Raw genomic sequence first — 22,606 nt, 5'->3', positions numbered from 1 at the left:
TAATTTCATACTTTTATTTCAAATAATTAAATATGGCAAAAGTAATCGCACCTTTTAAACTTTCAGGAACTCTCGACGATATCAATTTTGTAAACACGCCCGATGGCAATATCGCCAGAATGAAAAGAGAAAAGTTCATGACTTCAAAAGAATTTATGGAAAATCCAATCTACGACCGGATCAGGGAACATGGAAAAGAAATGGGATATGCCGCTCGCAAATCAAGAATATTCCGTCTATTGGCAGTGCAATTCTATAAAAAATCAAAAGACGTTAGCTTTGCAGGCAGAGCCAATAAAATAATACTCGAAATCCTGAAAGAGGACAGCTTAAATCCAAAAGGAAAACGAACATTGGAAGAAGGGATGAAATCGCCATTCCTGCACGAAATTCTGCTTGGATTTGAAGGCAATAAAAACAAGCCCTTATCAAAAGTGCTGCATACAGGCTTCGAACATTTCCCGGAACAAAGAACCTTAAAAATAGCGGACTTTATACCCAAAATCCATTTAGACTGGCCAGAGGAAGCAACACATGTCCATCTGTCATTAGCATTGTCCAACTGGTACTTTGCAAATGACAATTTCGACACCTGCTATGGCGAAGAAATCATCTGTGATAAAGAATCTGAGAAGCAAGCTATACAGATCACTTCCGGTATTCCAAAAGAAAATCATTGTCTGCTAACATTTCTATTCATTGGCTTTTCAAAAAAAGAACGCGCCAAATACACACTCCTGCACAGAAGAAGCAATACAGTTTCTATTATCGCCTGTCAAATGCCCGAAGAACCTTTAAAATACTAAATGTATACGACATAATTGATTATCTATAATTTACACCATACACCAATTAAAGCTAATTAATTTGTGAAAATTAGTGCAATTTGTGGCAAGAAATATATTTCTTTTTAGCATTCTTTTTTTTAATAAAGTCTATGTTTCTATGTGGTTAATAAAAATTTTATAAATACGCCCAACGAGTTATTATATATTGATTTCAAAAGCAAAAAATAATTTTAAAAAAGTGTATCATTAATTTTAATATAACCATAAGAACTATTATAACTAAAAAAGGTTCACAAGAACAACCTTGTAAACCTTTTCTGTTAGTATTTTGTTTAAATCTTATTTATCCAAAATCTCAAAAGTTGAATTCATACTCTTAAACTCAGGAACGATGACTTTCATTTTTGTCACTATATCATCATTGTCAAAGAAATTTGCTATCCCTATCAGTTCGTTAATATCTACATGCAGGTTTTCAAATTCATCTTGGATTTCTTGGGCAATCATTATTTTTTCATGATAAGTAGGTACTGTCTTTGCTGTATCATTCAATAACTCCTCGTACAATTTTTCTCCTGGCCGTAATCCTACTATCTCTATTTTAATTTCTCTATCGGGGATAAATCCGGCTAACTTGATCATTTTTTTGGCCAAATCTAAAATACGGACAGGTTTGCCCATATCGAAAATATAAATTTCACCTCCATTACCCATTGCTCCAGCTTCCAGAACTAACTGACAAGCTTCAGGGATAGTCATAAAATAACGAATAATATCGGGATGAGTAATTGTAACTGGACCTCCATTAGCAATTTGTTTTGTAAACAATGGAACTACCGATCCATTTGAACCTAAAACATTTCCAAAACGAGTAGTTATGAATTTGGTAGCATTTTCCTTGTTCTCTTTTGGTGCTTTATTTGCAAAGACTGCACATATTTTTCTGCAATCCTTTTACTGGCTCCCATAACATTGCTCGGATTTACTGCTTTATCAGTAGAAACCATTACAAATTTTTTAACATGATACGCACAGGACAAATCAGCTAAATTTTTAGTTCCAAGTATGTTAGTCAAAATTGCTTGTGACGGATTTTCTTCCATCAAAGGTACATGTTTATAAGCAGCTGCATGGTATACTACTTGAGGCTTATATCTTTTAAATACCTTATCCATAGCATCTTTATTCCTAACATCAGCAATAATATATTCAATTCTTGATTTCGAAAATTTTTGTTCCAATTCAAGGCTCAAATGATGCAAGGGGGTTTCGGCTTGATCTAAAACAATTACTCTATGAGGATTAAACAGTAATACTTGCCTAACAATTTCGCTTCCAATAGAACCAGCAGCTCCGGTAATCAAAACTGTCTTATCCTTTAATTGTCTTGAAATAGATTTTTTATCTAAAACTATTGCTTTTCTCTCTAATAAGTCTTCAATTTGAATGTTTTTTACTTTTTGAGAAATTTCTTTCTGATTTTCCCAATCAGAAATCAAAGGCACAGTATAAACTTTGTAATTAAATTCCAAACATTGATCCACAATAATCAATTGCTCATCTTTACCTATACTTTTATCGGCCATAATAACCGCCTCAGCTCCCACAGAACGCATTAAAGAAGGTAATTTTTTTCTTTGGATTAATATTGGCAGATCCAACATCCTTTTCGAAGCATTTTGATTGTTTCTGTCAACAAAACCTACTATTTTAAAACGGCTGGGTGTTTCAAATTTCAAAGCATTGGCAACAGAGATTGCATTAGCATCCGTTCCATAAATAACTGTTCTTATTAATTTAGTTGCATTTTTATCAGACAAATACAATTCAAAAGTCTGTTTAACAACTACACGATATAAAAACAAGCCGCAAAATGATAGCAAAACATTGATAAAAAGAGCAGTTGTTAAAAAAACTCTTTCATTATATAATAATTCATAGGTAAAATTGAAAAACAAAAACACTACCAAAACTGACATTTGCGAAAACAACAGCTTCACTGCATCGTTATAAGATGAATGCCTGATTATCCCTGAATAAGTTCTGAACAGCCAAAAAAAGAAAATATTACATGCAAAAAAACAAACCGTAAAAAACACATCGTGAACTGTATTGATGTATTTTAAGCCAGTCCCTCTAAAAATAAGCAAAGTAAAGAAAAAAGTTATTGTCAAAACTGAAATATCAATCATCACAATGATCCACCTTGGCAAATAACTTAAATTACGTATACTTAATTTTAAATTATCCCTAGAAAAAAATCCAGTATCCATGGAATTTTTTGACATAATTATATGGTTTTAATTTTTAAAATATCCATTAATAGCTACAAAAATACAACTTATTTTTCTTAGTAAAACAAACTAAATAACTCTTCGCAAGCAATTAACATAAAGGATAACAACTAGGACTTTGAAAATCAACAAACAGTGTATTTTAGTGCCTAAAATTTATCCTTTTAAAGATAAATTTACTGGTCGCAACAATAATTTTTAAATCACTAAAAAAACTTTGATGCTCATAATATTCCAAATTCATTTTTACTTTATCTGGAAAAACGACATTATCATTATAGCCCAAAGGATTAGATTGCTCATTTAACAATGCATATTCATCATAATATTTTAAAGAGGCTAGGCAAGTTAATCCCGGTTTTAATTCAAGAATTTTTCGGTTTTCTCCTTCCAGCAAATCATAATAGCCCTCAACATCAGGTCTGGGTCCTACAATACTCATTTCACCTCTCAATACATTAATAAGCTGGGGTAACTCATCCAATTTAAAATTCCGAAGTAATTGACCAAGTCTAGATACTTGCAATCCTTCCAAATTTTGATCTACTTGCATAGTTCTTAGTTTATAGATTTTAAATCGTTTTCCATATTGACCAATACGAACTTGAGTAAATATCCCATTAGTTCGAGTATCAATAATTGCTATAAACCAAGCCGGAACCAGTAACCAAAAAAAGAAAATAAGAGCCAACGCTGCAAATAAAATATCAAAAAAACGCTTTATTGTCGGCTGCAATGGAAAATAATTTTAAAAAAAGGATGTCCTTTTATAGTTATGGAAATCATTAAATTATTCCAAAAGTGATTTTTTGAATAACTCTATTTCTAATCCAGACATAAAATAAGATTTGAAATAGTAAAAAAGAAACAATAATTGGAAGCGATAATTCTCCTATTTGTTCCAAATAAATTAACAAAATATTGATTATCAATTGGATTCCTGAATACAATAAGGATACAACAATATGAGAATAACCTAATTCATTAGCCAAATATTGATACAAATGTGATCTGTGGGGCTGAAAAATATTTTCTTTCTTTTTGATACGGGTAAAAATAGTAATCACTGCATCAATGCCATATACAGACATGAACAAAACATATCCAATCTGACCAGAGTCTAAAATTGTTTTCAGCATAAAATAACCCAAAAACAAAGCCATACTAATACTTCCAACATCACCAGCAAATGTTTTGGCTTTTTTTCTAACATTAAAAAAACCAAATACAAAACAAGACAATCCCATAGTGATTAATAATGGTAAACTGTCCTTATTAATTTCTAAAAAAGAAAAACTTAGAATAGCAACAAGTGCATACAAAACAGTAATTCCATTAATACCATCCATAAAATTAAAAACATTCACCCAACCTATCAACAAAACAAAAATTATAGGTAAAACCCAAATCACTTGGGTAAATAATGCCAAATCATAAAAAACCAAACTAATAGCCACTGCATGAGCAACAAATCGAGGTAATTGAGACAAAGGCTTTATATCATCAATAAAACTAACAATAGCAACCAAAATTACCGCTAATGTTATTGCTAAAGAAACATATCCTAGTAAGCAGGCTGCCAGAATTGCCAAAGGAAAAATAATCCCTCCGCCTCTCAAAGTAATTGAAGTGTGCGAGGAACGGCTATTAGGCTTATCTATTATGTTGAAATAATCAGCAACTTTAAAATAAATCAATTCAATTCCAATAAATAGAAAAAATAACGCAATGTAAATCATGTATACTATTATCTGTCGTTAACTTTAAGATATCCGCTTTTAATTTTTTAGAAATCCTAAAAATTTCAGCAGACAATTAATTATAATTTGTGTTTCAAAAGCCCCAACAAATATTCACCATAACCTGATTTTTTTAAAGGAGTTGCCAAATCTCTTAATTGTTGTTCTGTTATAAATCCTTGTCTCCATGCAATTTCTTCAATACAGCCCACTTTTAATCCTTGACGTTCTTCTAAAACCTGCACAAATTGCCCAGCCTGCATTAAACTATTAAAAGTTCCGGTGTCCAGCCATGCTGTACCCCTGCTCAAAATTCCAACTTTTAAAGCTCCTTTTTCCAAATACACTTTATTTACATCCGTAATTTCATACTCGCCTCTAGCGCTTGGCTTAATATTTTTGGCTATTTCTACCACCGAATTATCATAAAAATACAATCCAGGCACTGCGTAATTTGATTTAGGTTCCAAAGGTTTTTCTTCGATAGAAAGTGCTTTTAAGTTTTCATCAAACTCCACTACCCCGTATCTTTCTGGATCCGAAACATGGTAAGCAAAAACTACTCCACCCTCTGGTTTTGTATTAGACTGTAATAATTCATGCATATTAGCTCCAAAAAAAATATTATCGCCTAACACTAGTGCAACACTATCCGAACCAATAAATTCTTCGCCAATGACAAAAGCTTGCGCCAAACCATTTGGAATCGCTTGCTCTGCATAACTGAATTGACAGCCAATAGCCGATCCGTCGCCTAAAAGTTTTTTGAAATTGGGCAAATCATGTGGCGTCGAAATAATCAATATTTCATGAATCCCAGCCATCATCAAAGTTGATAATGGGTAGTAAATCATTGGTTTATCATAAACAGGCATCATCTGCTTACTCATGGCAAGCGTTAGTGGGTGCAAACGGGTACCAGATCCTCCGGCAAGTATTATTCCTTTCATATTTTTATATTTTTAAGAGGAGTGAGTTAATATAAAACTAAACTTCTTTCAATAATTCCATACATCGAGCTAGACTCTCTTTATAATCAGGAACAACAACTCCAAATGTGTTTTTAATTTTAGTTTTATCTAATAATGAATATTGTGGGCGCTTTGCTGGAGTTGGATATGCACTGCTAGGAATACCTGAAACCAGACAATCAAATTTCCCAATCTCTTGAATAGCCAAGGCAAATTCATGCCAGCTTATTTCTCCCTCATTCGAAAAATGATAGATTCCTGATTGCCATTTTGGATGAATTAAAATAGTAAGAATCGCTTTCGCTAAATCGGCTGCATAGGTTGGACTTCCTATTTGATCATTAACTACATTCAAACTGTCTCTTTCCTGCATCAAACGGGACATCGTTTTTACAAAATTGGCACCAAAACTAGAATACACCCATGAAGTCCGAAGAATAATAGCATTAGGATTTTCACGCATACAAGCAATTTCTCCTGCTAATTTTGTTTGACCATACACATTTATCGGTCCTGTATTTGCATCTTCTTTCAACGGAACTGAAGCAGTACCGTCAAAAACGTAATCAGTAGAAACATGAATAAATTTACTATTATTAACATGACTCCATTTGGACATAATACTCACTGATTTATGATTAAGCACATCAGATAATTCAAACTCTGATTCTGCCTTGTCTACCGCTGTATGCGCCGCACAATTAATAATAATTGCAGGATTTATTTGAGTAATTTTAACTTCTAAATTTTCTAAATCACACAAATCCAACTCATCTCTATCGGTAAAAACCCATTCGAATTGGCTGAAATATTTAGATAAAACTTTCAATTCCGAACCCAATTGCCCATTGGCACCTGTAATTAATATTTTATTATTCAAAACTCCAATCTATTTCATTAAAACTCGGTAAAATGATATCCTTATCCGAAACAATAATCTCGTCAGTACCCAATTGCCAATCAATTGCCAAAGTAGGATCATCATAACGAATTCCCCTTTCACTTTCTTTGTTATACAACTGATCAACTTTGTACATTACAGAAGCCGTTTCACTCAAAACTGAAAATCCATGGGCAAAACCATGAGGTACCATTAATTGTTTTTTATTGGCCGCACTTAATACAACACCTACATGCTGTCCGTAAGTTGGTGAATTTTTACGCAAATCTACAGCCACATCCAGTATTTCCCCCTCCAACACTCTCACTAATTTTGCTTGCGCAAAAGGATTAATCTGCAAATGCAGTCCGCGGATTACTCCTCTTTTGGAAAACGATTGATTGTCTTGGATAAATTCATAAGCAATTCCGTTTTCAAGAAACCTAGCTTTATTATACGCTTCGAAAAAATATCCTCTACTGTCCTCAAAAACAGTCGGATTTATAATTACTAAGTCTGCTATAAATGTTTTTTCAATAATCATATTGTAATTCTATTATAATTTTTTAAAAGATTGAAAGGTTTGCAATAATCCTTCTTTAGATTGTATTGGTAAAGGCTTTCCAATTGCGGATATTATCTTTTAATTACTAACCACATAATTTTCAGTTAGCTTTTGCAAACGCTCAGAATTTAAGAAAATTTAAATTTCATTTCTTTCAAACCACCCCAAAACCCCTTGTGGTTTCCAGCCAACAATCTGTCTAGCCTTAGTGTCATCAAAAGTCAAATCAGAAGTAATTTTTTTAATTTTCATAGAATCTAAAGGGGCATTATTACCCAATAAATCTCCGACTAATCCTATTCCTTTGGCCACAACCAATGGCAAGTTAAAAATCTTTTTTTTATTTTTCTGTTTTGAAATGACACTGCTCAACTCCCTAAAATCAGGATGAAAACCATCTGTCAGATTATAAATCCCTCCAAAAGCGGCAACTTTAGGGATAAATACAGCAACATCTTGTGCTAACACCATACTTTTTCTAGCTTTTCCCCCTCCGATATTAAAATAATACCCTTTATCGATTGCTTTTATCATTGCGCCTAAGTTTCCTGGAGGGTTTTCTCCTACTAGCAGTGGTAAACGCAAAATAGTACAAACCGTATTGTTCTTTTTGCACCAGTCTACCACCAAAAGTTCAGCTTCAACTTTACTTAATCCATAAGCATCTTTAGATTGTAATGCATACTCTTCGTCAATGTTAATACCGCTTTCTTGACCATAAACCGAAACTGAACTGATAAAAACAAATTGCTCCGGAATTCCAGCTTTTTCTAATCCTTTCAATAAGTTTACCGTGCCTGCAACATTCACATCATAAAACTGCCTTTTCTCATACTCTGTTTTTGGAACACTGTGTGCTTTACCAGCTGCATGAACAACTAAATCAAATTTTTCTTCAAATATTGGCACTTCATTTTCTAAAACCACCCGATAAACACCTGAAGACCTAGATAAACTAAAAATAAAATTCTCTTTAGACAATTCTTTCACTATGGTTTTCCCTAAAAAACCTGTTGCACCAGTTAATAATATTTTCATATAAAATATTAAATAAATTGAAGCAAACGCTTAAAAATTCGTACTGGCATTAAGTATAAAGGAGCTTGTAAGTCATTATTTTTCCATGCTTTAAGTATCTCTTTGTTTTGGTTAATTATATTAGTAAAGCTTTGATTAGTTGCTCCGCCCAACCTCATTTTAATTATCAATCTATTAATATATTTAGATTTAAAATGGTGTTTTTTAAACATTCGTAGCATTAATTCATAATCTGCGGCTAGCTTATATTGCAAATCAAATAATCCTACCTCTTTATACACTATACTTCTAACAAATAACGCAGGATGCGGTGGAACATTAGCATTCTCAAAAAAATTATTGTAATAACTTTTTGATTTCCAATTTCGAACTACTTTATTGGTATCATCACTTTTCACATATACCAAATCCCCGTACAATATATCTAACTCAGAATCATCATTAAATTGTTTTATCACATCTGAAATAACATTTGAATCCTGATACAAATCATCTGAATTTAATATCCCTATTACATCTCCTGTACAAGCTTTGATCCCTTTATTCATGGCATCATACAAACCATTATCTTTTTCAGAAATGAAATACCCCAGTTTTTCATTGTAATCCTTTATCAAATTGACAGTGTTATCTTTTGAGTTACCGTCTATGATAACATATTCTATATTTTTATAAGTTTGTGAAAGAACCGATTGCATCGCATCCTTAATCGTTTTCTCGTTGTTATAAACAACAGTAATTATTGATATTTTCATTATTTATATAAATCTTTATAAACTTGTAATGTTTCTTGATAGCATTTTTCCCATGAAAACTTATTAGCTTGATTGAAACCTTTTTTTACTATTTCCTCTCTATTTTTTTCAATTATGGATATAGATTCATTGAAAAGTAAAACTTCTAATCTATCAATCAAAACGCCAGCATCTCCTGCAACCTCCGGAATTGAAGAACTATTAAATGCAATAAACGGACAACCTGCCTTCATCGCTTCTAATAAAGGAATACCAAAACCCTCGCAAGAAGAAGGATAAATTAATGCGTAAGCATTATTATAAAGTTCATTTAACGTTAAATTTTCAATATTATTAAATAGTTCCCAACGCCCTGGAATTAATTGATTCAACATTGCTACTTCCTCTACCCTTAAAACTGAACCTACTATATTTAATTTAAATTTATTTGTTTGCGCGATTGCTTTAACTGCAAAATCAAAATTTTTATACTTTTCACGAGACCCTATAAATAAGAAATTATTAGAGATGGTTTTTTCTTTTATTGAAAAGAAATCGTCAGAAACGCCATTGTAAATGACATTAATTTTATAAGGATTAATCTTTGGAAAAAAAACATCAAATCTTTTTTTGTGTTTTCAGAAATCACAATAATTGCATCAGCATTTTTAATAGCTTTCCCTTTTTGATAACTATGTAATAATTTCCTCATTCCAGTATAAAACCTTTCATGGACAAAATCATGAATTGTTAGTACTTGTTTTGCATTTCTATTTGTTGTAATACGATTATAGCTCGAATGAAAAATAAAATTATCACTTACCCCATTTAATCGAATATTCATAAACCGATCTAATAATAAATTAGAAATCCCTGACTTTAGAATTCGTTCCTTACTTATTATAAGATTTTTAGAAACTATATTTTCATTTTCTCTATCAACAAAAAAGGCGTTACCATAATCACGCAAAATTCTTGAAGACAACTCAAACCAATAAGTAGAAATACCACCAGCTTTTTGTAGCGAAAAAACGATATTGTCAAGAATTATATTCATTCTTATCTTGTACAAAATTTTAAAACATTTATTAATTTAAGCACTTTCCCCATCCAAAAAAGTGACCCTAGATATGTATAAAAAAAACATTTACATATCCCGCTTATTAAAAACCCAATTAGCTAAATGGTGGAAACAATTATATCATAGTAGGCTTTCATAAATCTCTCCAATTTTATCTGTACTAAATTTTTCAACAAATCCTTCATCAACAAAAATATTTTCAGAATTAAGAATTTGTTTAATTTTAAAAACAAAATCATTATCATTATCAATAGATTCAAAAAAACAGCCCTCACAGTTTCTCAGAATTTCATTAACTCCAAGAGTAGGAGTTGAAATAACAGGTGTACCCGCAGCAATTGACTCAACTGCAACTAACGAAAAAGTTTCAGAAAGAGATGGCAATACTAAAAGATCAGAATGTTTAATATATTTCAGTGGATTACTTATTGATCCCATAAATTCTACTTTTAAACTTAAATCTAAGTCAAAAACTAATTTTTTTAGAAAATCTCGTTCCTCTCCGTCTCCAATTAATATCAATTTACAACTAATTTCTTTTAGTAAACGTGGCATAAGCTTAATTAAAGCTTCTTGATTCTTAATTTTTGATAATCGACCAACACACACTAAAATTTTATAATTTCTATCATCAATAAAACTTTTATGTAAAAAAGGCTCATTTGCCAAATCATCAAAATTTGATTCTATGACAGGATTATATATAACTTTAATTTTATTATTTGAAAGTCCAACATCATTAACTAAATGTTCTTTAACAGCATTAGAAACTGCAACTATTATATCTCCATGTCTATAAAAAAACCTTAAAAATGATTTATAAAATAAATGCAAAAAAGGCATTCTTTTTATATCAAGATCGTAAAAACTATGATGCGTTAGAATTAGTTTTACTTTTTTTCTTAAAATAAGTTTAACAACTAAAACAGACAGAATATTTATAAACTGGGGTCCACAAATAATAACATCAGGATTGTTTTTTCTAAAAAAAGAAATTGCTGGAAAAAAAGATTTAAAGAGTCTATTATTCAATGAAAAAATATTAACTCCTTTATTTAAATTAAAATCCAGTATACCAATATGTTGACACACTAAAAATGAAGTTGAATAATCATTTGTATTAAAGTGATTAGCAAGATTAACTAACACCTTCTCTACACCTCCTGAACTAAATGATGGGCAAAAAAAAAGAACAGATGACTTCATTATTAAATTTTAATTTTACTCTTTATTATATTTTTAAGAATTAAAATGGATACATTAATAACAGATTTATCAAAAAGACTTGCGCCATGCTTCCTTAATATTTGAAAAATATTTTTATAAAACTTTTCAGCTCCAGTACTTGTTTTTGTCAATTCCCATTCTCGATAAGCAGCAATAGGATTCCCCTCAACATCAATTATGCCTCCTAAATTTAGTAATTTCAACCAAAGATCTAAATCCATACAATAATGACAATTTTCATCTAAATAATTGACTTCTCTAACTTTTTCGGTAGAATAAAAAGACCCCGGTTGGAGTACTTCATATTTCTCCTTCAACAGAAAACTTCTGTCGATTATTTTTCTATCGATTAAACCTATTATATTATTTTTTTTATCAATTATATTACACTGACTGTTATAATAGATGGAATATTTAGAATCTAATTCATAAGAATTTACGATTCTCTCAACACAGTCAGGATACAATACATCATCAGAATTAATCCAAGCAACCAATTCGCCATTTGATAATCTAAACCCTTTATTAATAGCGTCAGATTGTCCTCGATCCTTTTCACAAATTATTTTAGAAATTTTATCTTTATATTTATCTAAAATTTCAGTAGTTTGATCCGTTGAACAAGCATCTAAAACTATATATTCAATATTTTTATAAGTCTGATTTATCACCGAAAGAATTGTAGCTTCTATAAACTGTCCCTGATTATATGATGGCGTAATAATTGTTACTTTTACTTTTTCCCTATCACTCATTATACGAAGTATTTAAAATTAATATATTAGAACTTTTTTTGATTGTTTGCAAATAGAAAAAAATAAACATCGGAATCAAAAAAAATCAAACTGCGAAAAATTACCACTCCCAAAAGACAGTACAATTGAAATAATCATAAACATAAAGCCTGCTGCAGCAATAGGTTCTCCTTTACTTCTAAAAAAAAAGATAACAAAAGACAGATAAAGACCAAAGTACAATACTGTTCCAAAAATTCCATAGCGTAAAAATAAATTCGACCATGAAATATCTCCCTGATCCAATTGAATAATTGCATTATTTTTATTCTCGTCTTTATGTCCAAAAATAAATACATCTCTAGGAAAATCACGCTCATGTATAAATCCAATACCAAAAATCTGATGTTTCAAATCTTTATTTATATATAAATATCGCTCTCCCATATGAAAAATTCTGTACGCAAATGTCATTTCAGTACCATTATCTATTGCATCATCTGCAACAACCGTATTAATATCATCTGATGAAGACAAAATCCTTGCACCAATAACAGGTAAAAATAAAAGACACATAATCAAAAATGATAAAACCATCTTTTTTTGATTTTTAAAAAAACCTAACATAACAGAAACTCCAATCGTAAAAACGACACCTAAAATCAGCGTTCTTGTTAATGTAAAGAATATCACCATAAAAAATAATAATATGATATATTTTTTATAAGGCACAACTAATTCTTTGTACATTAATAGTATAAACAAACAAGGAAATAAAAAGTAAGGTAAATTACTATACCTAGTCCATGTAAACCCTAAAACATCAAAATCGGTGATCCCACCACCAGTTAAAAGCCTCAAACCAGTAGGTATCTGCAAAACACATAAGATTGATTGAAATATCGTAATTTTTAATAGTAGTACAAATAACCTGTTGTAAATTGCAATATCGATCTTATTCAGCCAAAAATAAGTTAAAACAAACAAATTAACTCTAAAAATAAGAAGATATCCCGTTAAGGATGGATTGTAATATCCTAAATCAATAATAGAGGCAAAAAACAGAAAAATTAAAAATAAAACAATAAAAAAAACACTATCGATTTATAGGGAAATGATATTTTACCTGTAAACAATAACAAAATAAAAATTGCTAATGAATAAATTAGAGCATAATCCTTTCCGTAAATATTAAAGCCAAATAAAAAAATAGACTCTGGCACAAATTGAAAACCATCTGTTAATAAAAACAAAAATATAACAAGACTCTGATATTTGTTTCCCCTAATAAATAAATAAATCCCAATAAAAGTAATTAGTAAAAACATATTATATATGGGAGGATAATTCCTTGATCCTTTTCCTTGCAATTACAAAAAAGGCACGCTAAAAATTAATACAATTACAACACCAATACCTGTAATAATAAAATCACTAAAAAAAGTCACTAATTTAGAAGATAAAGTAAAAAAAAGAAAACATATTGAAGCTATATAAATTATAGGAAATATTTCTTGAATAAAATAAATATAAAATTCTCTAGAACTCTTTTGCAACTGATTAAAAACAACTTTCAACATAAGAAAATCTAACACGAGAAAAGCAATAACAGTTGAAATTGCAACTCCTATAATACCATATCCATACAACATACTTAAAAAGCAGAGAATCGTTTTTAAAACTCCAACAAAAAAATAGATAAAAGCAGTAATTTTTTGTTTATTAACAACAAATAATGCATTTGCAGAAAAAGTATTTAAAAGATAAATAAACATTCCAAACAAGGCTATCTGGGCTGAAACAATTCCTAAAGTATATTTAGGTAAAAAAAAGAAACTATTGGAGGCAGTAAAATTACTGCAACTCCTAACAAAGGAGGAAAAAGAACCGACAGTATTTTATGCGGTATTATTACATGTTTTTCAACTACATGATTCGCATTTGAAAAACCGTATTTTTCGTTTAATTGCGTAAATAATACAACACTAAAACTTGAAATCAATAAGCGCAAAGGAATAATAACCAAACTCGATAAACTATAATACCCTACTTCAGAAAAATTAAGATATTTGGCAATTATCAATCTATCAACACTATCAAATATTGTAGAAGAAATATCTTGTAGATATAAAGGAAAGGAAATAATAAGTAGCGCTTTAAAAAGTTTATTATCCCAAAATAAGTTAAAATTGAAAGGCCTATTTATGTAGTAAAAAACTGAATTTATTATAGCAATTACAACTGTAGAAACGAATAAAGATTTAATTCCACAAAAATAAACAATAGGAATCGTTAGAATTGTAAGAATACCGTTTAAAATACTTGCCTTCTTGAGTAAATTATAATTGTTTAATCCTTTAGCAAGTAAATTCCCGTAGCCACCTATAAATTGACTCACATATATCATACCAACTGTTATCATTGATAATTTAAGCAAATAATTATCAATAAAAAAAATAGAATAAAGTATTAATCCTAAAGAAATTAAAGGAGTCAAAAAAAGTTCATAAGTAAAAACCAAATCTGCAATTTTTTTTGCTTCTTCGTGTCTCCCTTCAGCTCTTAGCATGACAAAATCTCTTCGCATAACAAAAGGCAAACTAAATGTAAATACTATCGAATAGGATATAAAAACTTTAGCAGTCTGCCAAACACCATAATCATTAGGTCCCAAAATAAAAGCATAAAAATATCCTGCCAAAAAGAGCGCAAAAAAAGATACAGTTTCTCCTGTAAACATTTGTACAAAACTACGTTTGATTTTAATGTGTAATTTTTCTTCCAAGTTATTTTATATTGAATTACTTATTATTTTTTTGCCCACTCCAACAAAATAGCGCTCTATATATTTTTCCGTAAATAATCCAATTAAAACTGAAAAAACTAAAGTAATAAGTAGATAAATTGAATAAAGTAAATAAATGTTAATTCCTAAAAAGAAGATTTTTTTATCAATTAATACAATTATGTACCATGAAAATACAAAATGAAAAATGTATATTGAATAACTTAATTTGCCAATGAGTTCAATTAGCTTAAATCTATAATCAATAATAGATAGTAAACATCCTAAAGACATAAAAGCTATCCCAGAAAATACAGGAATTAATACAAATGAAAATAGTTCATTAAATTGCCAAATGAATATAAGTAAAATAAAACTTATAAAAAAAACACTACCGAAAAACTTTTTTTTAACATTACTATACTTTATCACTTTAAACATTGCTATACCACATAAAAAAACAGGAAATTGATTTATTATGCTGTAATAGTAAAAAGAATTATTTTCAATTTTTTCAAATTGCAAAAACTTTCCCGCAAAAATTAAAACGAAAACATGAATTAATGTATATAGTACAATAAGGTAAATAATTTTTCTAAACGAAAAATTTTTAACAAATGAATATAAAAAAGGGAAAAGAAAATAAAACAAGACCTCAGTTGCAATTGACCATCCTCCCGGTACTATTGAGTTATTATACTTAGGCAAAAATGCATGAATTAACAATAAATTACTTGAAATTCCTTTAAAATCATACAATTCCAAAAAATTTGCTTTTTTTAACAAATATAAAACACAGTTGATACCAAAATACATACCAATACCGATATAATACATGGGCGCAATTCTAAAATACCTTCTAATATAGAATTTTTTTAAATTCTCAGTATTCAAATCAACATTTGACATAGAAATACACAAAGTGTAAGCAGATGCAACAAAAAATAATTGTACACCTAATTGACCATACCTAGCAAAGGTATATAACTCACTTCCTAATTGGTAAAACTGAGATGTGTGAACAGAAAGAACTAAAAAAATAGCGATCCCCCTCAATGTATCAACATAACCAAATCTATTATTTACCTCAGCCATAATATAATTTATATAACTAATAATATTTCAATAAAAAACTATAACCTTTTTTTTAATTCAATTTCTAAAGCGTTCACAAACTCAACTATTTTTTCATTATAATTTCCTTCATTAATAAAATACAAATCCACAGGATAAGTATTCTTTTTAACTCTCCAAAGAAAATCATAAACTTTTTCATTTATAACTTCATGTCTTTCAATCTTATCAAAAACTTCTTCTAATTCATATAAAGAATCTATATCAATTGTCAAACCTTGCTTTCTAAAAAATGACCTTCCAAAAGTAACTACAGGTTTTTTATACATTAACCCTTCATAACCAACGCTTGAATTTATAACAAATATACCTTTAGCTTTAGGGACTATGTCGTGAGAATTAGAATATGCAGGCAATAAAATCACATTAGAGAGTTTTGCTAATTTATTCAAATCACTTATAGAATAATACCCCCTCCCCATCGGATGTTCTTTTACTATCAATCGAGATGAGTACGGCAAATAATTAGAAATTGTTTGCACCAAAGAAACCTGATCATAAAAAGGCAATCCTCTTTGGGTTAGCTGCGAATCAAAAGGAACGTGTAAAGGAAAATAATAATAATCTATTCCATCATCAAACGAAAATTTAGTATTATATTTTAAGTAGGCATATTGTCTTCTTAACAATCGTTTAAAATACCTCGTAAAAGCATGTCCAAATGTTCTCCTAGGATCATAATCGCTATTAGTTATCTTATTCCCAATTTTTTTTAATGCAGAAATTATATACCCAAACTTAAATTTCACATCCTCTCTTTTAGGATCACCCCATAAATTTGTCTTTTTTTGAGTATAAGATTCTACATATTTTTCCAACCAAACCTTCTCATCTTCAGTAATTGGTTGATTGTTCTCAAATGGTGTCTCAAAATAACGTTTCTCATCATCATGAAAATGAGTCCTTGTATCCAGATTAGAAATTCCCCAATAAATAAATTTACCCCCATTTAATCTTCCAAGAACTCTAAAAATATTGTGATCTATTTCATCTCCTTCATACGTAACATAAAACCTAGCTTTTTTAATATTTTTTAATTTCAATACAGAATGTACATATCTTGCAAAATATTGAATACAATCTTTCTCTTCTATGTCATAAAACTTTTGTTCACTATTGTATAAACTCTTGGGATTAAGCCCTAATTCAGTAAGTGAATTCATCACAAAATCAAGATCTATTTCTCCTTCGTATTTATCCAAAAAAACATACGAACTTATTCCATTTTTATCAAAATATTGTTTTATATCAGGAACATCCGTATAAAATACTACCGTCAAACCTCTATCTTCTAATTGCTTTTTAATCTTCACATAAAAATCTCCTAACCACTGCCCTCCGTTACCTATATGCAAACAAACATCATATATTTCCATACTACTGCCCAATTATATCTAATAAAAATCTTTCCCCTTTTTCTATATCTTTTTCAATCTTTTTTCCCAAAATACTGTTTAAATACTTCGGATGCAACCCAAACCCCGGTCTAATAGAACGTACATTTTTCTCAGTAATCACATCACCTGCTTTCATATCTTCAACTACATAAAGAGAACGAGAAAAATCCTTCCCTTTGGCTTGTTTCTCGGTAAGGGTATAATCAACTTTACCAATAGCACTTTCCGCTTCACGAACCGCTTTAACCATCGCCGTAAATTCTTTCTCATTCATGGAGAAAGAAGCATCTGGCCCACCTATGGAGCGATCCAAAATGAAATGCTTCTCGATGATTTTAGCTCCAAAACAAGTCGCAACTACAGGAACAGTTGCTCCCATAGTGTGATCCGAAAGACCGCTGATAACATTATAACGTTCGGCCAAATCTTTAACCATACACATATTGGCTTCTTCTATCGGCGCAGGATAACTAGAAGTACATTTTAACAAGGCAATATCAGTATTACCCATTCTTCTGCAAGCGTCTAAAGCCAATTCAATATCTGCTTCCTCTGCAATGCCTGTAGATAAAATGATTGGCTTCCCTTTAGAAGCCACATACTCAATTAAAGGAATATCCGTAATCTCAAAAGAAGCTATCTTATAAGCCGGGACATTTAGAGTTTCCAAGAAATCAACCGCTGTTTTATCAAATGGAGAAGAGAAACAAATCAATCCTTCTTCTTCTGCCACTTTAAATATTTCTTGATGCCATTCCCAAGGCGTATAGGCTTCTTGGTATAATTTATAAAGATTTTTACCTTCCCAAATGGTTCCTTTTATCAAGAAATCTTCTTTATCACAATCAATTGTTATAGTATCGGCTGTATATGTTTGCAGTTTAATGCAATCTGCCCCTGCACGTTTTGCCGCGCGAATAGTTTCTATCGCAGTGTCTATACTACCATTATGGTTTGCTGAAAGCTCAGCAATGATAAAAACCTTGCTTTCTTTGTTTATTTCAAAAGTACCTATTAGCATTTTTAACCTTTTTTTGTAAAATGAAAACTACTACAGTTTTCATAATTTATTATATTTTTAAACTCAAATCCTGCTTTCTCAAAAGCTTGCTTCGAACTTATATTTTGCTCCTTTATATAGGCATTTATTAAATAGCCTATGTTGTTTTCTAAAAAAAAATCGGAGGCCAAAAGTAGCATTTCCTTTGCTAAACCCTTTCCTCTATGTTCCGCTTCTATAGAAATTCCAATCAGAGCCTGATTTTCATTTTCTTTTTGAATACGAATTTGCCCAATATTTAACTTTTCCTCATTTTGAAAAAGTAACAACATACAGGAGTCGTCTTCTACTTTACTTTCGAACCATTTTTTATGACTTTCAAAATCAATTGTATTGGTGTTATAGGATTGCTCTCTAACGCTCGAATCATTTGCCCAATCAAAATAGACTTTAGTATCGGCTAAAGTCGCTTTTCGAAAAGTTAACATCTATTATTTATTTTAGAATGAATCACTACATCTATAAATTTACCGTCAAAAAGACAATGTTCTTTCAATCGGGTTTCTTCAATAAAATTGGCATCTTGCAACGCAAAATACAAATGTGGTCTTAAGTCAAAAGCGTAAGTAAATATTTTATGTAATTTTAAATCCTCAAAAGCTACTTTTTCGATAAGCGATAAATATTTAGTCCAATTGGCATGAAAATTATCCTTTTCTAATGCTGTATCCATTATAAATGAAATCTCAGCATTTTTATCAATCCAGTTAATATGTACCAAACCGCCATAACCTATACAAACATCTTTTTCTAAGTAAGAAAACAAAATTTGGTTGGGTTGTTCTTGATTAAAGAGTTTATCAACAATAATATTAAAATAATTTTCTTGGTCTTCAACCGTAAGCAGTTTATTTTGTCGTAAATGATAAATTTGTTCATTACGCCATTTCAAAATATCCAAACGATCTTCGTAACGGAGCGGAACAATTTTAAAATTATCAAATTCAATTACCTGGTTTGACAAACACTTATATGATTTCATTCGAAAACAATTTATATTTTAATTCTGCTAAAACCCAGTCATTTTCTGTGTCAATGTCGTGGGCGTGAAGCTCGTCAATTTCAATGGCAAAAGTGTCTTGTGTTCGTAAACTTTTATTTACCTTTAATTTCTTGACATCAAAAGTATAAAACATACCTGCATCGTGAAATGCTTTGTCTAAATCCTGCGTCCTTGCATTGGAATTAGAATCGTCAAAAGTGGCTATTTTCCCAATATCCGAAAGCTTTAAAGCTCTTTGAATTGGATGTGAATAAGCTAGAATTGGGAATACACAATCACAATTTTCTTTAATTAACATCTCAAAAGAATCATGTAACACTTTTGCATTTACAAAAGGAGCACAGGCATAAATGCAAGTTGCAAAATCAAATTGCAAATCCATATCCTTATACCAATCTAAAACTTCAATTAATACATCGACTGTAGTGGCAAAGTCATTACTATTATCAGCACTACGAATAAACGGAACTTTCGCTCCATATTCTCTAGCGACCTCCGCAATTTCTTCACTATCCGTCGAAACCATTACCTCGTCATACAAACCACTTTTTAGGGCAACTTCAATGGCATAAGCGATAATAGGTTTTCCAAAAAAATATTTTATATTCTTGTGAGGAATACGTTTGCTTCCACCACGGGCAGGAATAATAGCAATTTTCTTCAATTTTTATACTTTTATATTCGAACCGGAACATTAATACTTTTCAATTCATTTTTTATATCCAGAGGAGTAAACTGAGTAAAATGAAAAATACTTGCAGAACCTACCGCTTGCACTTTTGTTTGAGAGAACAACGCATTGTAATGTTCCATCGACCCACCACCACCAGCAGCAATAATCGGAATATTGGTCAATTCTGTAACGCGATTGATTAAATCAATGTCAAAACCATCCATCATACCATCATTATCAACGCTCGTAACAACGAATTCCCCCACTTTACAAGAAATCATTAAGCTTACAAAATCTTCAAGAGAAATCTCAACATCTAACTTATTAAAAATCTTGTATCCATCAGGAGTAGCATAAGCATCAATAGAAATAGAAATGCATTGACTTCCAAAAAAAGCAACAGCTTCCTCTATGAATTTTTTATCCAATAAAGCCTTAGTTTTTATTATAACTTTATCTGCACCAATTTTCAGCAAATTGTTTATATCCGCAATTGTTTCAATACCGCCACCAATAGCCACAGGCATATAACATTCTTTTATTACATCGGCAACGAGTTTTAAATTGATTTTTCGCTTTTGCGAACTTGCAAAAATATCTACAAAAACTAATTCATCGACACCACGGCTATTATAAACTCTAGCCGACTGAACAGGATTACCAACCATTCTGGGATTAGAAAATTTTTTAGTTTTAACTAATCCAAAACCATTAAAGGTTAAAATAGGTATTATTCGTACTTTAAGCATTTATTTCGAAAAAAGTTTTTAAAAGTGATAATCCTGCATTTTGACTTTTCTCAGGATGAAATTGTGTAGCAAAAATATTATCTTTCTGAATACTGGCAACCACATCAAAACCATAATTTACAGTTGTAGCAATATCTTCCTTGTTTTCGGGAACAACATGATAACTATGAATAAAGTAAAAATCATCTGTTTGGCAATCTTTATAATAAGTGTCATTCAAAACCTGAATATTATTCCAACCCATGTGAGGAATATTCAAATCTTGCAATTCAAATTTAACGACGCTTCCTTTTACCCAACCTAGACCTTTACATTCAAAAGGCTCCATACCTTTTTCCATAATCAGCTGCATTCCTAGACAGATTCCTATGAAATTTTTCTTTTTCACAACAACCTCATTGGTAAGCAATTCAACTAAGCCTCTATCGTTCAGATTTTTCATTCCTTGAGCAAAAGAACCAACGCCAGGTAATAAAATAGTCTTAGCCTCTTTAATTACCTTATGGTCATCAGTAATGACACTCTCAATTTTCAAAAAATTCAAAGCCTTTTGAACAGAAGCTACATTACCCATTCCATAATCAATTATTGCTACCATTATTTATTCAAAATCAAAGTTTCTTACCAAATTTCCTTGGTTATCCTTAATGAAATTACCGCTTTCGTCTTGAGCAAATAAAACAGGATTTGTGAAAGAGTCTAAAATCATATCTATTTCCTCTTTGGTCATACCTGAGTATTTCACAAATTCATTAACACCATAATGAGGATACTTCCCATCATATTGTTTAACTAGTTTCAAGCCCTCTTCTCTTGTCAATCTGTTATTTCTAACATCAATGCATGCATGATCTGTTGCACGGCCAAAACCATATTTAACATATTTTAAATAATCATGTAAACCGTGCATTTTTTCGTCCAGATTCTCATAATTAGTATATGTTCCTTCAACAGGTCCATCTTCTTTTACAGCGAAACCGTGTCTTTTCACAATTTCAAGTTGCTTTTGAGCATCCCAAAAGAAATAGTGTCCTAAAAACAATCCTACCACGCCTACTCTATCAATATCTTCATCCGAAGGATAGAAATAAGGAGTTAAATCTTTTTCTGTAAGACCATCTACGCCTACCATATCTTGGATTCTATTCCCTAACAAACCTCCAAACTCTTCCAACCATTTTCTGTTTAGATGTTTGTTTTCTATAGATTCAACTGGACCACCATACTCTTGTTGTGGATTTTCTCCCCAAATAACTAACGGAATATTAAATTTAACAGCTATATGTATTGGAATCGTAAAAATACCTAAATGATTTGGCCACATCTCGTCACCCACTCTTTTAAATCCTTCAACAACCATACTTTTATAAGCTTTGTAATTCTTTTTGAAATAAATTACATCAATACCCATCTTAGAAATATTGTCAATATTCGCTTGACCTACTTCCGTCAGATTTGTTGTTTCGAAACAAACGCACAAAGGATTTAAACCGCAAACCTCTTTCATAAAATAGGCTTGATACGTGCTGTCTTTACCTCCACTTACTGGTATTAAACAATCATAACCAATTTCATTAGGTCCTTTTTTATATTTATCAATAATCGTATTAAAATCAATTTCTCTTTGCTTCCAATCAATTGAATTATCTTTTTGGTCAGCTGCAACACAAGCGGAACAAACACCCGCTTCATTAAAAAATAAATCAGGTTTTGTTTCAGGAAACAAACATTTAGAACAATAATGAATTTTCATA

The 22,606-nt window shown here is 30.6% G+C and carries 26 protein-coding genes; 1 reads left to right on the top strand and 25 read right to left on the bottom strand.

The window, feature by feature from the left end:
* Positions 1 to 32: 32 nt before the first annotated feature.
* Positions 33 to 806 carry a hypothetical protein gene (locus CLU83_RS20875; protein WP_100433376.1) on the top strand — a complete coding sequence of 258 codons (774 nt, stop codon included), beginning with the start codon at positions 33 to 35 and terminating at the stop codon, positions 804 to 806.
* Positions 807 to 1,127: 321 nt separating this feature from the next.
* On the opposite strand, the gene CLU83_RS22915 is transcribed toward CLU83_RS20875, so the two are convergent.
* The 25 genes from CLU83_RS22915 to CLU83_RS20750 form a co-directional block, all read right to left on the bottom strand.
* The gene (locus tag CLU83_RS22915) at positions 1,128 to 1,667 is read right to left on the bottom strand and encodes a polysaccharide biosynthesis protein (RefSeq protein ID WP_369828813.1); all 540 of its coding nucleotides are present in this window, start codon (positions 1,665 to 1,667) and stop codon (positions 1,128 to 1,130) included.
* Complete coding sequence (locus CLU83_RS22710; RefSeq protein ID WP_369828787.1) at positions 1,664 to 3,076, bottom strand: SDR family NAD(P)-dependent oxidoreductase; 1,413 nt, start codon at positions 3,074 to 3,076, stop codon at positions 1,664 to 1,666. The genes CLU83_RS22915 and CLU83_RS22710 overlap by 4 nt, the downstream gene beginning before the upstream one ends.
* 148 nt (positions 3,077 to 3,224) lie before the next feature.
* Positions 3,225 to 3,818 carry a sugar transferase gene (locus tag CLU83_RS20865; RefSeq protein WP_100433375.1) on the bottom strand — a complete coding sequence of 198 codons (594 nt, stop codon included), beginning with the start codon at positions 3,816 to 3,818 and terminating at the stop codon, positions 3,225 to 3,227.
* Between the two features lie 49 nt (positions 3,819 to 3,867).
* Positions 3,868 to 4,821, bottom strand: coding sequence for a UDP-GlcNAc--UDP-phosphate GlcNAc-1-phosphate transferase (locus tag CLU83_RS20860; RefSeq protein WP_100433374.1), 954 nt, complete (start codon positions 4,819 to 4,821; stop codon positions 3,868 to 3,870).
* Between the two features lie 80 nt (positions 4,822 to 4,901).
* Entirely contained in the window at positions 4,902 to 5,771 is an 870-nt protein-coding gene (gene rfbA, locus CLU83_RS20855) for a glucose-1-phosphate thymidylyltransferase RfbA (RefSeq protein WP_100433373.1), read from the bottom strand.
* 37 nt (positions 5,772 to 5,808) lie between these two features.
* Entirely contained in the window at positions 5,809 to 6,672 is an 864-nt protein-coding gene (gene rfbD, locus CLU83_RS20850) for a dTDP-4-dehydrorhamnose reductase (protein ID WP_100433372.1), read from the bottom strand.
* Positions 6,665 to 7,216, bottom strand: a complete 552-nt coding sequence (gene rfbC / locus CLU83_RS20845; RefSeq protein ID WP_100433371.1) for a dTDP-4-dehydrorhamnose 3,5-epimerase — start codon at positions 7,214 to 7,216, stop codon at positions 6,665 to 6,667. The genes rfbD and rfbC overlap by 8 nt, the downstream gene beginning before the upstream one ends.
* Positions 7,217 to 7,375: 159 nt before the next feature.
* Positions 7,376 to 8,275, bottom strand: coding sequence for an NAD(P)-dependent oxidoreductase (locus tag CLU83_RS20840; RefSeq protein WP_198512322.1), 900 nt, complete (start codon positions 8,273 to 8,275; stop codon positions 7,376 to 7,378).
* An 8-nt stretch (positions 8,276 to 8,283) separates the two neighbouring features.
* Positions 8,284 to 9,030, bottom strand: coding sequence for a glycosyltransferase family 2 protein (locus tag CLU83_RS20835; RefSeq protein WP_100433370.1), 747 nt, complete (start codon positions 9,028 to 9,030; stop codon positions 8,284 to 8,286).
* The gene (locus CLU83_RS20830; RefSeq protein WP_232727240.1) at positions 9,030 to 9,518 is read right to left on the bottom strand and encodes a glycosyltransferase; all 489 of its coding nucleotides are present in this window, start codon (positions 9,516 to 9,518) and stop codon (positions 9,030 to 9,032) included. Before CLU83_RS20830 ends, CLU83_RS20835 begins: the two co-directional genes overlap by 1 nt.
* Positions 9,519 to 9,550: 32 nt before the next feature.
* On the bottom strand, positions 9,551 to 10,066 hold the full coding sequence (locus CLU83_RS20825; RefSeq protein WP_100433368.1) for a hypothetical protein: 516 nt from the start codon (positions 10,064 to 10,066) through the stop codon (positions 9,551 to 9,553).
* 144 nt (positions 10,067 to 10,210) lie between these two features.
* Complete coding sequence (locus tag CLU83_RS20820; RefSeq protein ID WP_100433367.1) at positions 10,211 to 11,296, bottom strand: glycosyltransferase; 1,086 nt, start codon at positions 11,294 to 11,296, stop codon at positions 10,211 to 10,213.
* A gap of 2 nt (positions 11,297 to 11,298) precedes the next feature.
* A complete protein-coding gene (locus CLU83_RS20815; protein ID WP_100433366.1) occupies positions 11,299 to 12,072 on the bottom strand; it encodes a glycosyltransferase family 2 protein in 774 nt (257 codons plus the stop codon).
* 75 nt (positions 12,073 to 12,147) lie between these two features.
* Entirely contained in the window at positions 12,148 to 12,801 is a 654-nt protein-coding gene (locus CLU83_RS20810) for an O-antigen ligase family protein (RefSeq protein WP_100433365.1), read from the bottom strand.
* 620 nt (positions 12,802 to 13,421) lie between these two features.
* Positions 13,422 to 13,835 (bottom strand): polysaccharide biosynthesis C-terminal domain-containing protein, encoded by a 414-nt coding sequence (locus CLU83_RS20800; protein WP_255411032.1) that lies wholly within the window; start codon positions 13,833 to 13,835, stop codon positions 13,422 to 13,424.
* Between the two features lie 23 nt (positions 13,836 to 13,858).
* Positions 13,859 to 14,836 (bottom strand): oligosaccharide flippase family protein, encoded by a 978-nt coding sequence (locus tag CLU83_RS20795; RefSeq protein WP_157802154.1) that lies wholly within the window; start codon positions 14,834 to 14,836, stop codon positions 13,859 to 13,861.
* Between the two features lie 6 nt (positions 14,837 to 14,842).
* Entirely contained in the window at positions 14,843 to 15,931 is a 1,089-nt protein-coding gene (locus tag CLU83_RS20790; RefSeq protein ID WP_100433361.1) for an acyltransferase, read from the bottom strand.
* Between the two features lie 38 nt (positions 15,932 to 15,969).
* Positions 15,970 to 17,346, bottom strand: a complete 1,377-nt coding sequence (locus tag CLU83_RS20785; protein WP_100433360.1) for a hypothetical protein — start codon at positions 17,344 to 17,346, stop codon at positions 15,970 to 15,972.
* A gap of 1 nt (position 17,347) precedes the next feature.
* Complete coding sequence (gene pseI, locus CLU83_RS20780) at positions 17,348 to 18,388, bottom strand: pseudaminic acid synthase (protein WP_100433359.1); 1,041 nt, start codon at positions 18,386 to 18,388, stop codon at positions 17,348 to 17,350.
* A gap of 2 nt (positions 18,389 to 18,390) precedes the next feature.
* Positions 18,391 to 18,855, bottom strand: a complete 465-nt coding sequence (locus CLU83_RS20775) for a GNAT family N-acetyltransferase (RefSeq protein ID WP_100433358.1) — start codon at positions 18,853 to 18,855, stop codon at positions 18,391 to 18,393.
* A complete protein-coding gene (locus CLU83_RS20770) occupies positions 18,849 to 19,409 on the bottom strand; it encodes a GNAT family N-acetyltransferase (protein WP_100433357.1) in 561 nt (186 codons plus the stop codon). The genes CLU83_RS20775 and CLU83_RS20770 overlap by 7 nt, the downstream gene beginning before the upstream one ends.
* Positions 19,396 to 20,094 carry a pseudaminic acid cytidylyltransferase gene (pseF, locus tag CLU83_RS20765; RefSeq protein WP_100433356.1) on the bottom strand — a complete coding sequence of 233 codons (699 nt, stop codon included), beginning with the start codon at positions 20,092 to 20,094 and terminating at the stop codon, positions 19,396 to 19,398. Before pseF ends, CLU83_RS20770 begins: the two co-directional genes overlap by 14 nt.
* 11 nt (positions 20,095 to 20,105) lie before the next feature.
* The gene (gene hisF, locus CLU83_RS20760; RefSeq protein WP_100433355.1) at positions 20,106 to 20,852 is read right to left on the bottom strand and encodes an imidazole glycerol phosphate synthase subunit HisF; all 747 of its coding nucleotides are present in this window, start codon (positions 20,850 to 20,852) and stop codon (positions 20,106 to 20,108) included.
* Positions 20,845 to 21,450, bottom strand: coding sequence for an imidazole glycerol phosphate synthase subunit HisH (hisH, locus tag CLU83_RS20755; RefSeq protein ID WP_100433354.1), 606 nt, complete (start codon positions 21,448 to 21,450; stop codon positions 20,845 to 20,847). The genes hisF and hisH overlap by 8 nt, the downstream gene beginning before the upstream one ends.
* A 3-nt stretch (positions 21,451 to 21,453) precedes the next feature.
* Positions 21,454 to 22,605, bottom strand: coding sequence for an N-acetyl sugar amidotransferase (locus CLU83_RS20750; protein WP_232727210.1), 1,152 nt, complete (start codon positions 22,603 to 22,605; stop codon positions 21,454 to 21,456).
* Between the last annotated feature and the right edge of the window lies 1 nt (position 22,606).

The organism is Flavobacterium sp. 1 (assembly GCF_002797935.1).
Lineage (GTDB): Bacteria > Bacteroidota > Bacteroidia > Flavobacteriales > Flavobacteriaceae > Flavobacterium.
This window is presented reverse-complemented; position numbering and strand designations above follow the sequence as displayed.

Excerpts from the sequence above, each read along its gene's own strand:
- CLU83_RS20875 (WP_100433376.1), top strand. The coding sequence starts at position 33 with ATGGCAAAAGTAATCGCACCTTTTAAACTTTCAGGAACTCTCGACGAT.
- CLU83_RS22710 (WP_369828787.1), bottom strand. The coding sequence starts at position 3,076 with ATGTCAAAAAATTCCATGGATACTGGATTTTTTTCTAGGGATAATTTA.
- CLU83_RS20860 (WP_100433374.1), bottom strand. The coding sequence starts at position 4,821 with ATGATTTACATTGCGTTATTTTTTCTATTTATTGGAATTGAATTGATT.
- rfbA (WP_100433373.1), bottom strand. The coding sequence starts at position 5,771 with ATGAAAGGAATAATACTTGCCGGAGGATCTGGTACCCGTTTGCACCCA.
- rfbC (WP_100433371.1), bottom strand. The coding sequence starts at position 7,216 with ATGATTATTGAAAAAACATTTATAGCAGACTTAGTAATTATAAATCCG.
- CLU83_RS20840 (WP_198512322.1), bottom strand. The coding sequence starts at position 8,275 with ATGAAAATATTATTAACTGGTGCAACAGGTTTTTTAGGGAAAACCATA.
- CLU83_RS20835 (WP_100433370.1), bottom strand. The coding sequence starts at position 9,030 with ATGAAAATATCAATAATTACTGTTGTTTATAACAACGAGAAAACGATT.
- CLU83_RS20825 (WP_100433368.1), bottom strand. The coding sequence starts at position 10,066 with ATGAATATAATTCTTGACAATATCGTTTTTTCGCTACAAAAAGCTGGT.
- CLU83_RS20820 (WP_100433367.1), bottom strand. The coding sequence starts at position 11,296 with ATGAAGTCATCTGTTCTTTTTTTTTGCCCATCATTTAGTTCAGGAGGT.
- CLU83_RS20815 (WP_100433366.1), bottom strand. The coding sequence starts at position 12,072 with ATGAGTGATAGGGAAAAAGTAAAAGTAACAATTATTACGCCATCATAT.
- CLU83_RS20810 (WP_100433365.1), bottom strand. The coding sequence starts at position 12,801 with ATGTACAAAGAATTAGTTGTGCCTTATAAAAAATATATCATATTATTA.
- CLU83_RS20790 (WP_100433361.1), bottom strand. The coding sequence starts at position 15,931 with ATGGCTGAGGTAAATAATAGATTTGGTTATGTTGATACATTGAGGGGG.
- CLU83_RS20785 (WP_100433360.1), bottom strand. The coding sequence starts at position 17,346 with ATGGAAATATATGATGTTTGTTTGCATATAGGTAACGGAGGGCAGTGG.
- pseI (WP_100433359.1), bottom strand. The coding sequence starts at position 18,388 with ATGCTAATAGGTACTTTTGAAATAAACAAAGAAAGCAAGGTTTTTATC.
- CLU83_RS20775 (WP_100433358.1), bottom strand. The coding sequence starts at position 18,855 with ATGTTAACTTTTCGAAAAGCGACTTTAGCCGATACTAAAGTCTATTTT.
- CLU83_RS20770 (WP_100433357.1), bottom strand. The coding sequence starts at position 19,409 with ATGAAATCATATAAGTGTTTGTCAAACCAGGTAATTGAATTTGATAAT.
- hisF (WP_100433355.1), bottom strand. The coding sequence starts at position 20,852 with ATGCTTAAAGTACGAATAATACCTATTTTAACCTTTAATGGTTTTGGA.
- hisH (WP_100433354.1), bottom strand. The coding sequence starts at position 21,450 with ATGGTAGCAATAATTGATTATGGAATGGGTAATGTAGCTTCTGTTCAA.
- CLU83_RS20750 (WP_232727210.1), bottom strand. The coding sequence starts at position 22,605 with ATGAAAATTCATTATTGTTCTAAATGTTTGTTTCCTGAAACAAAACCT.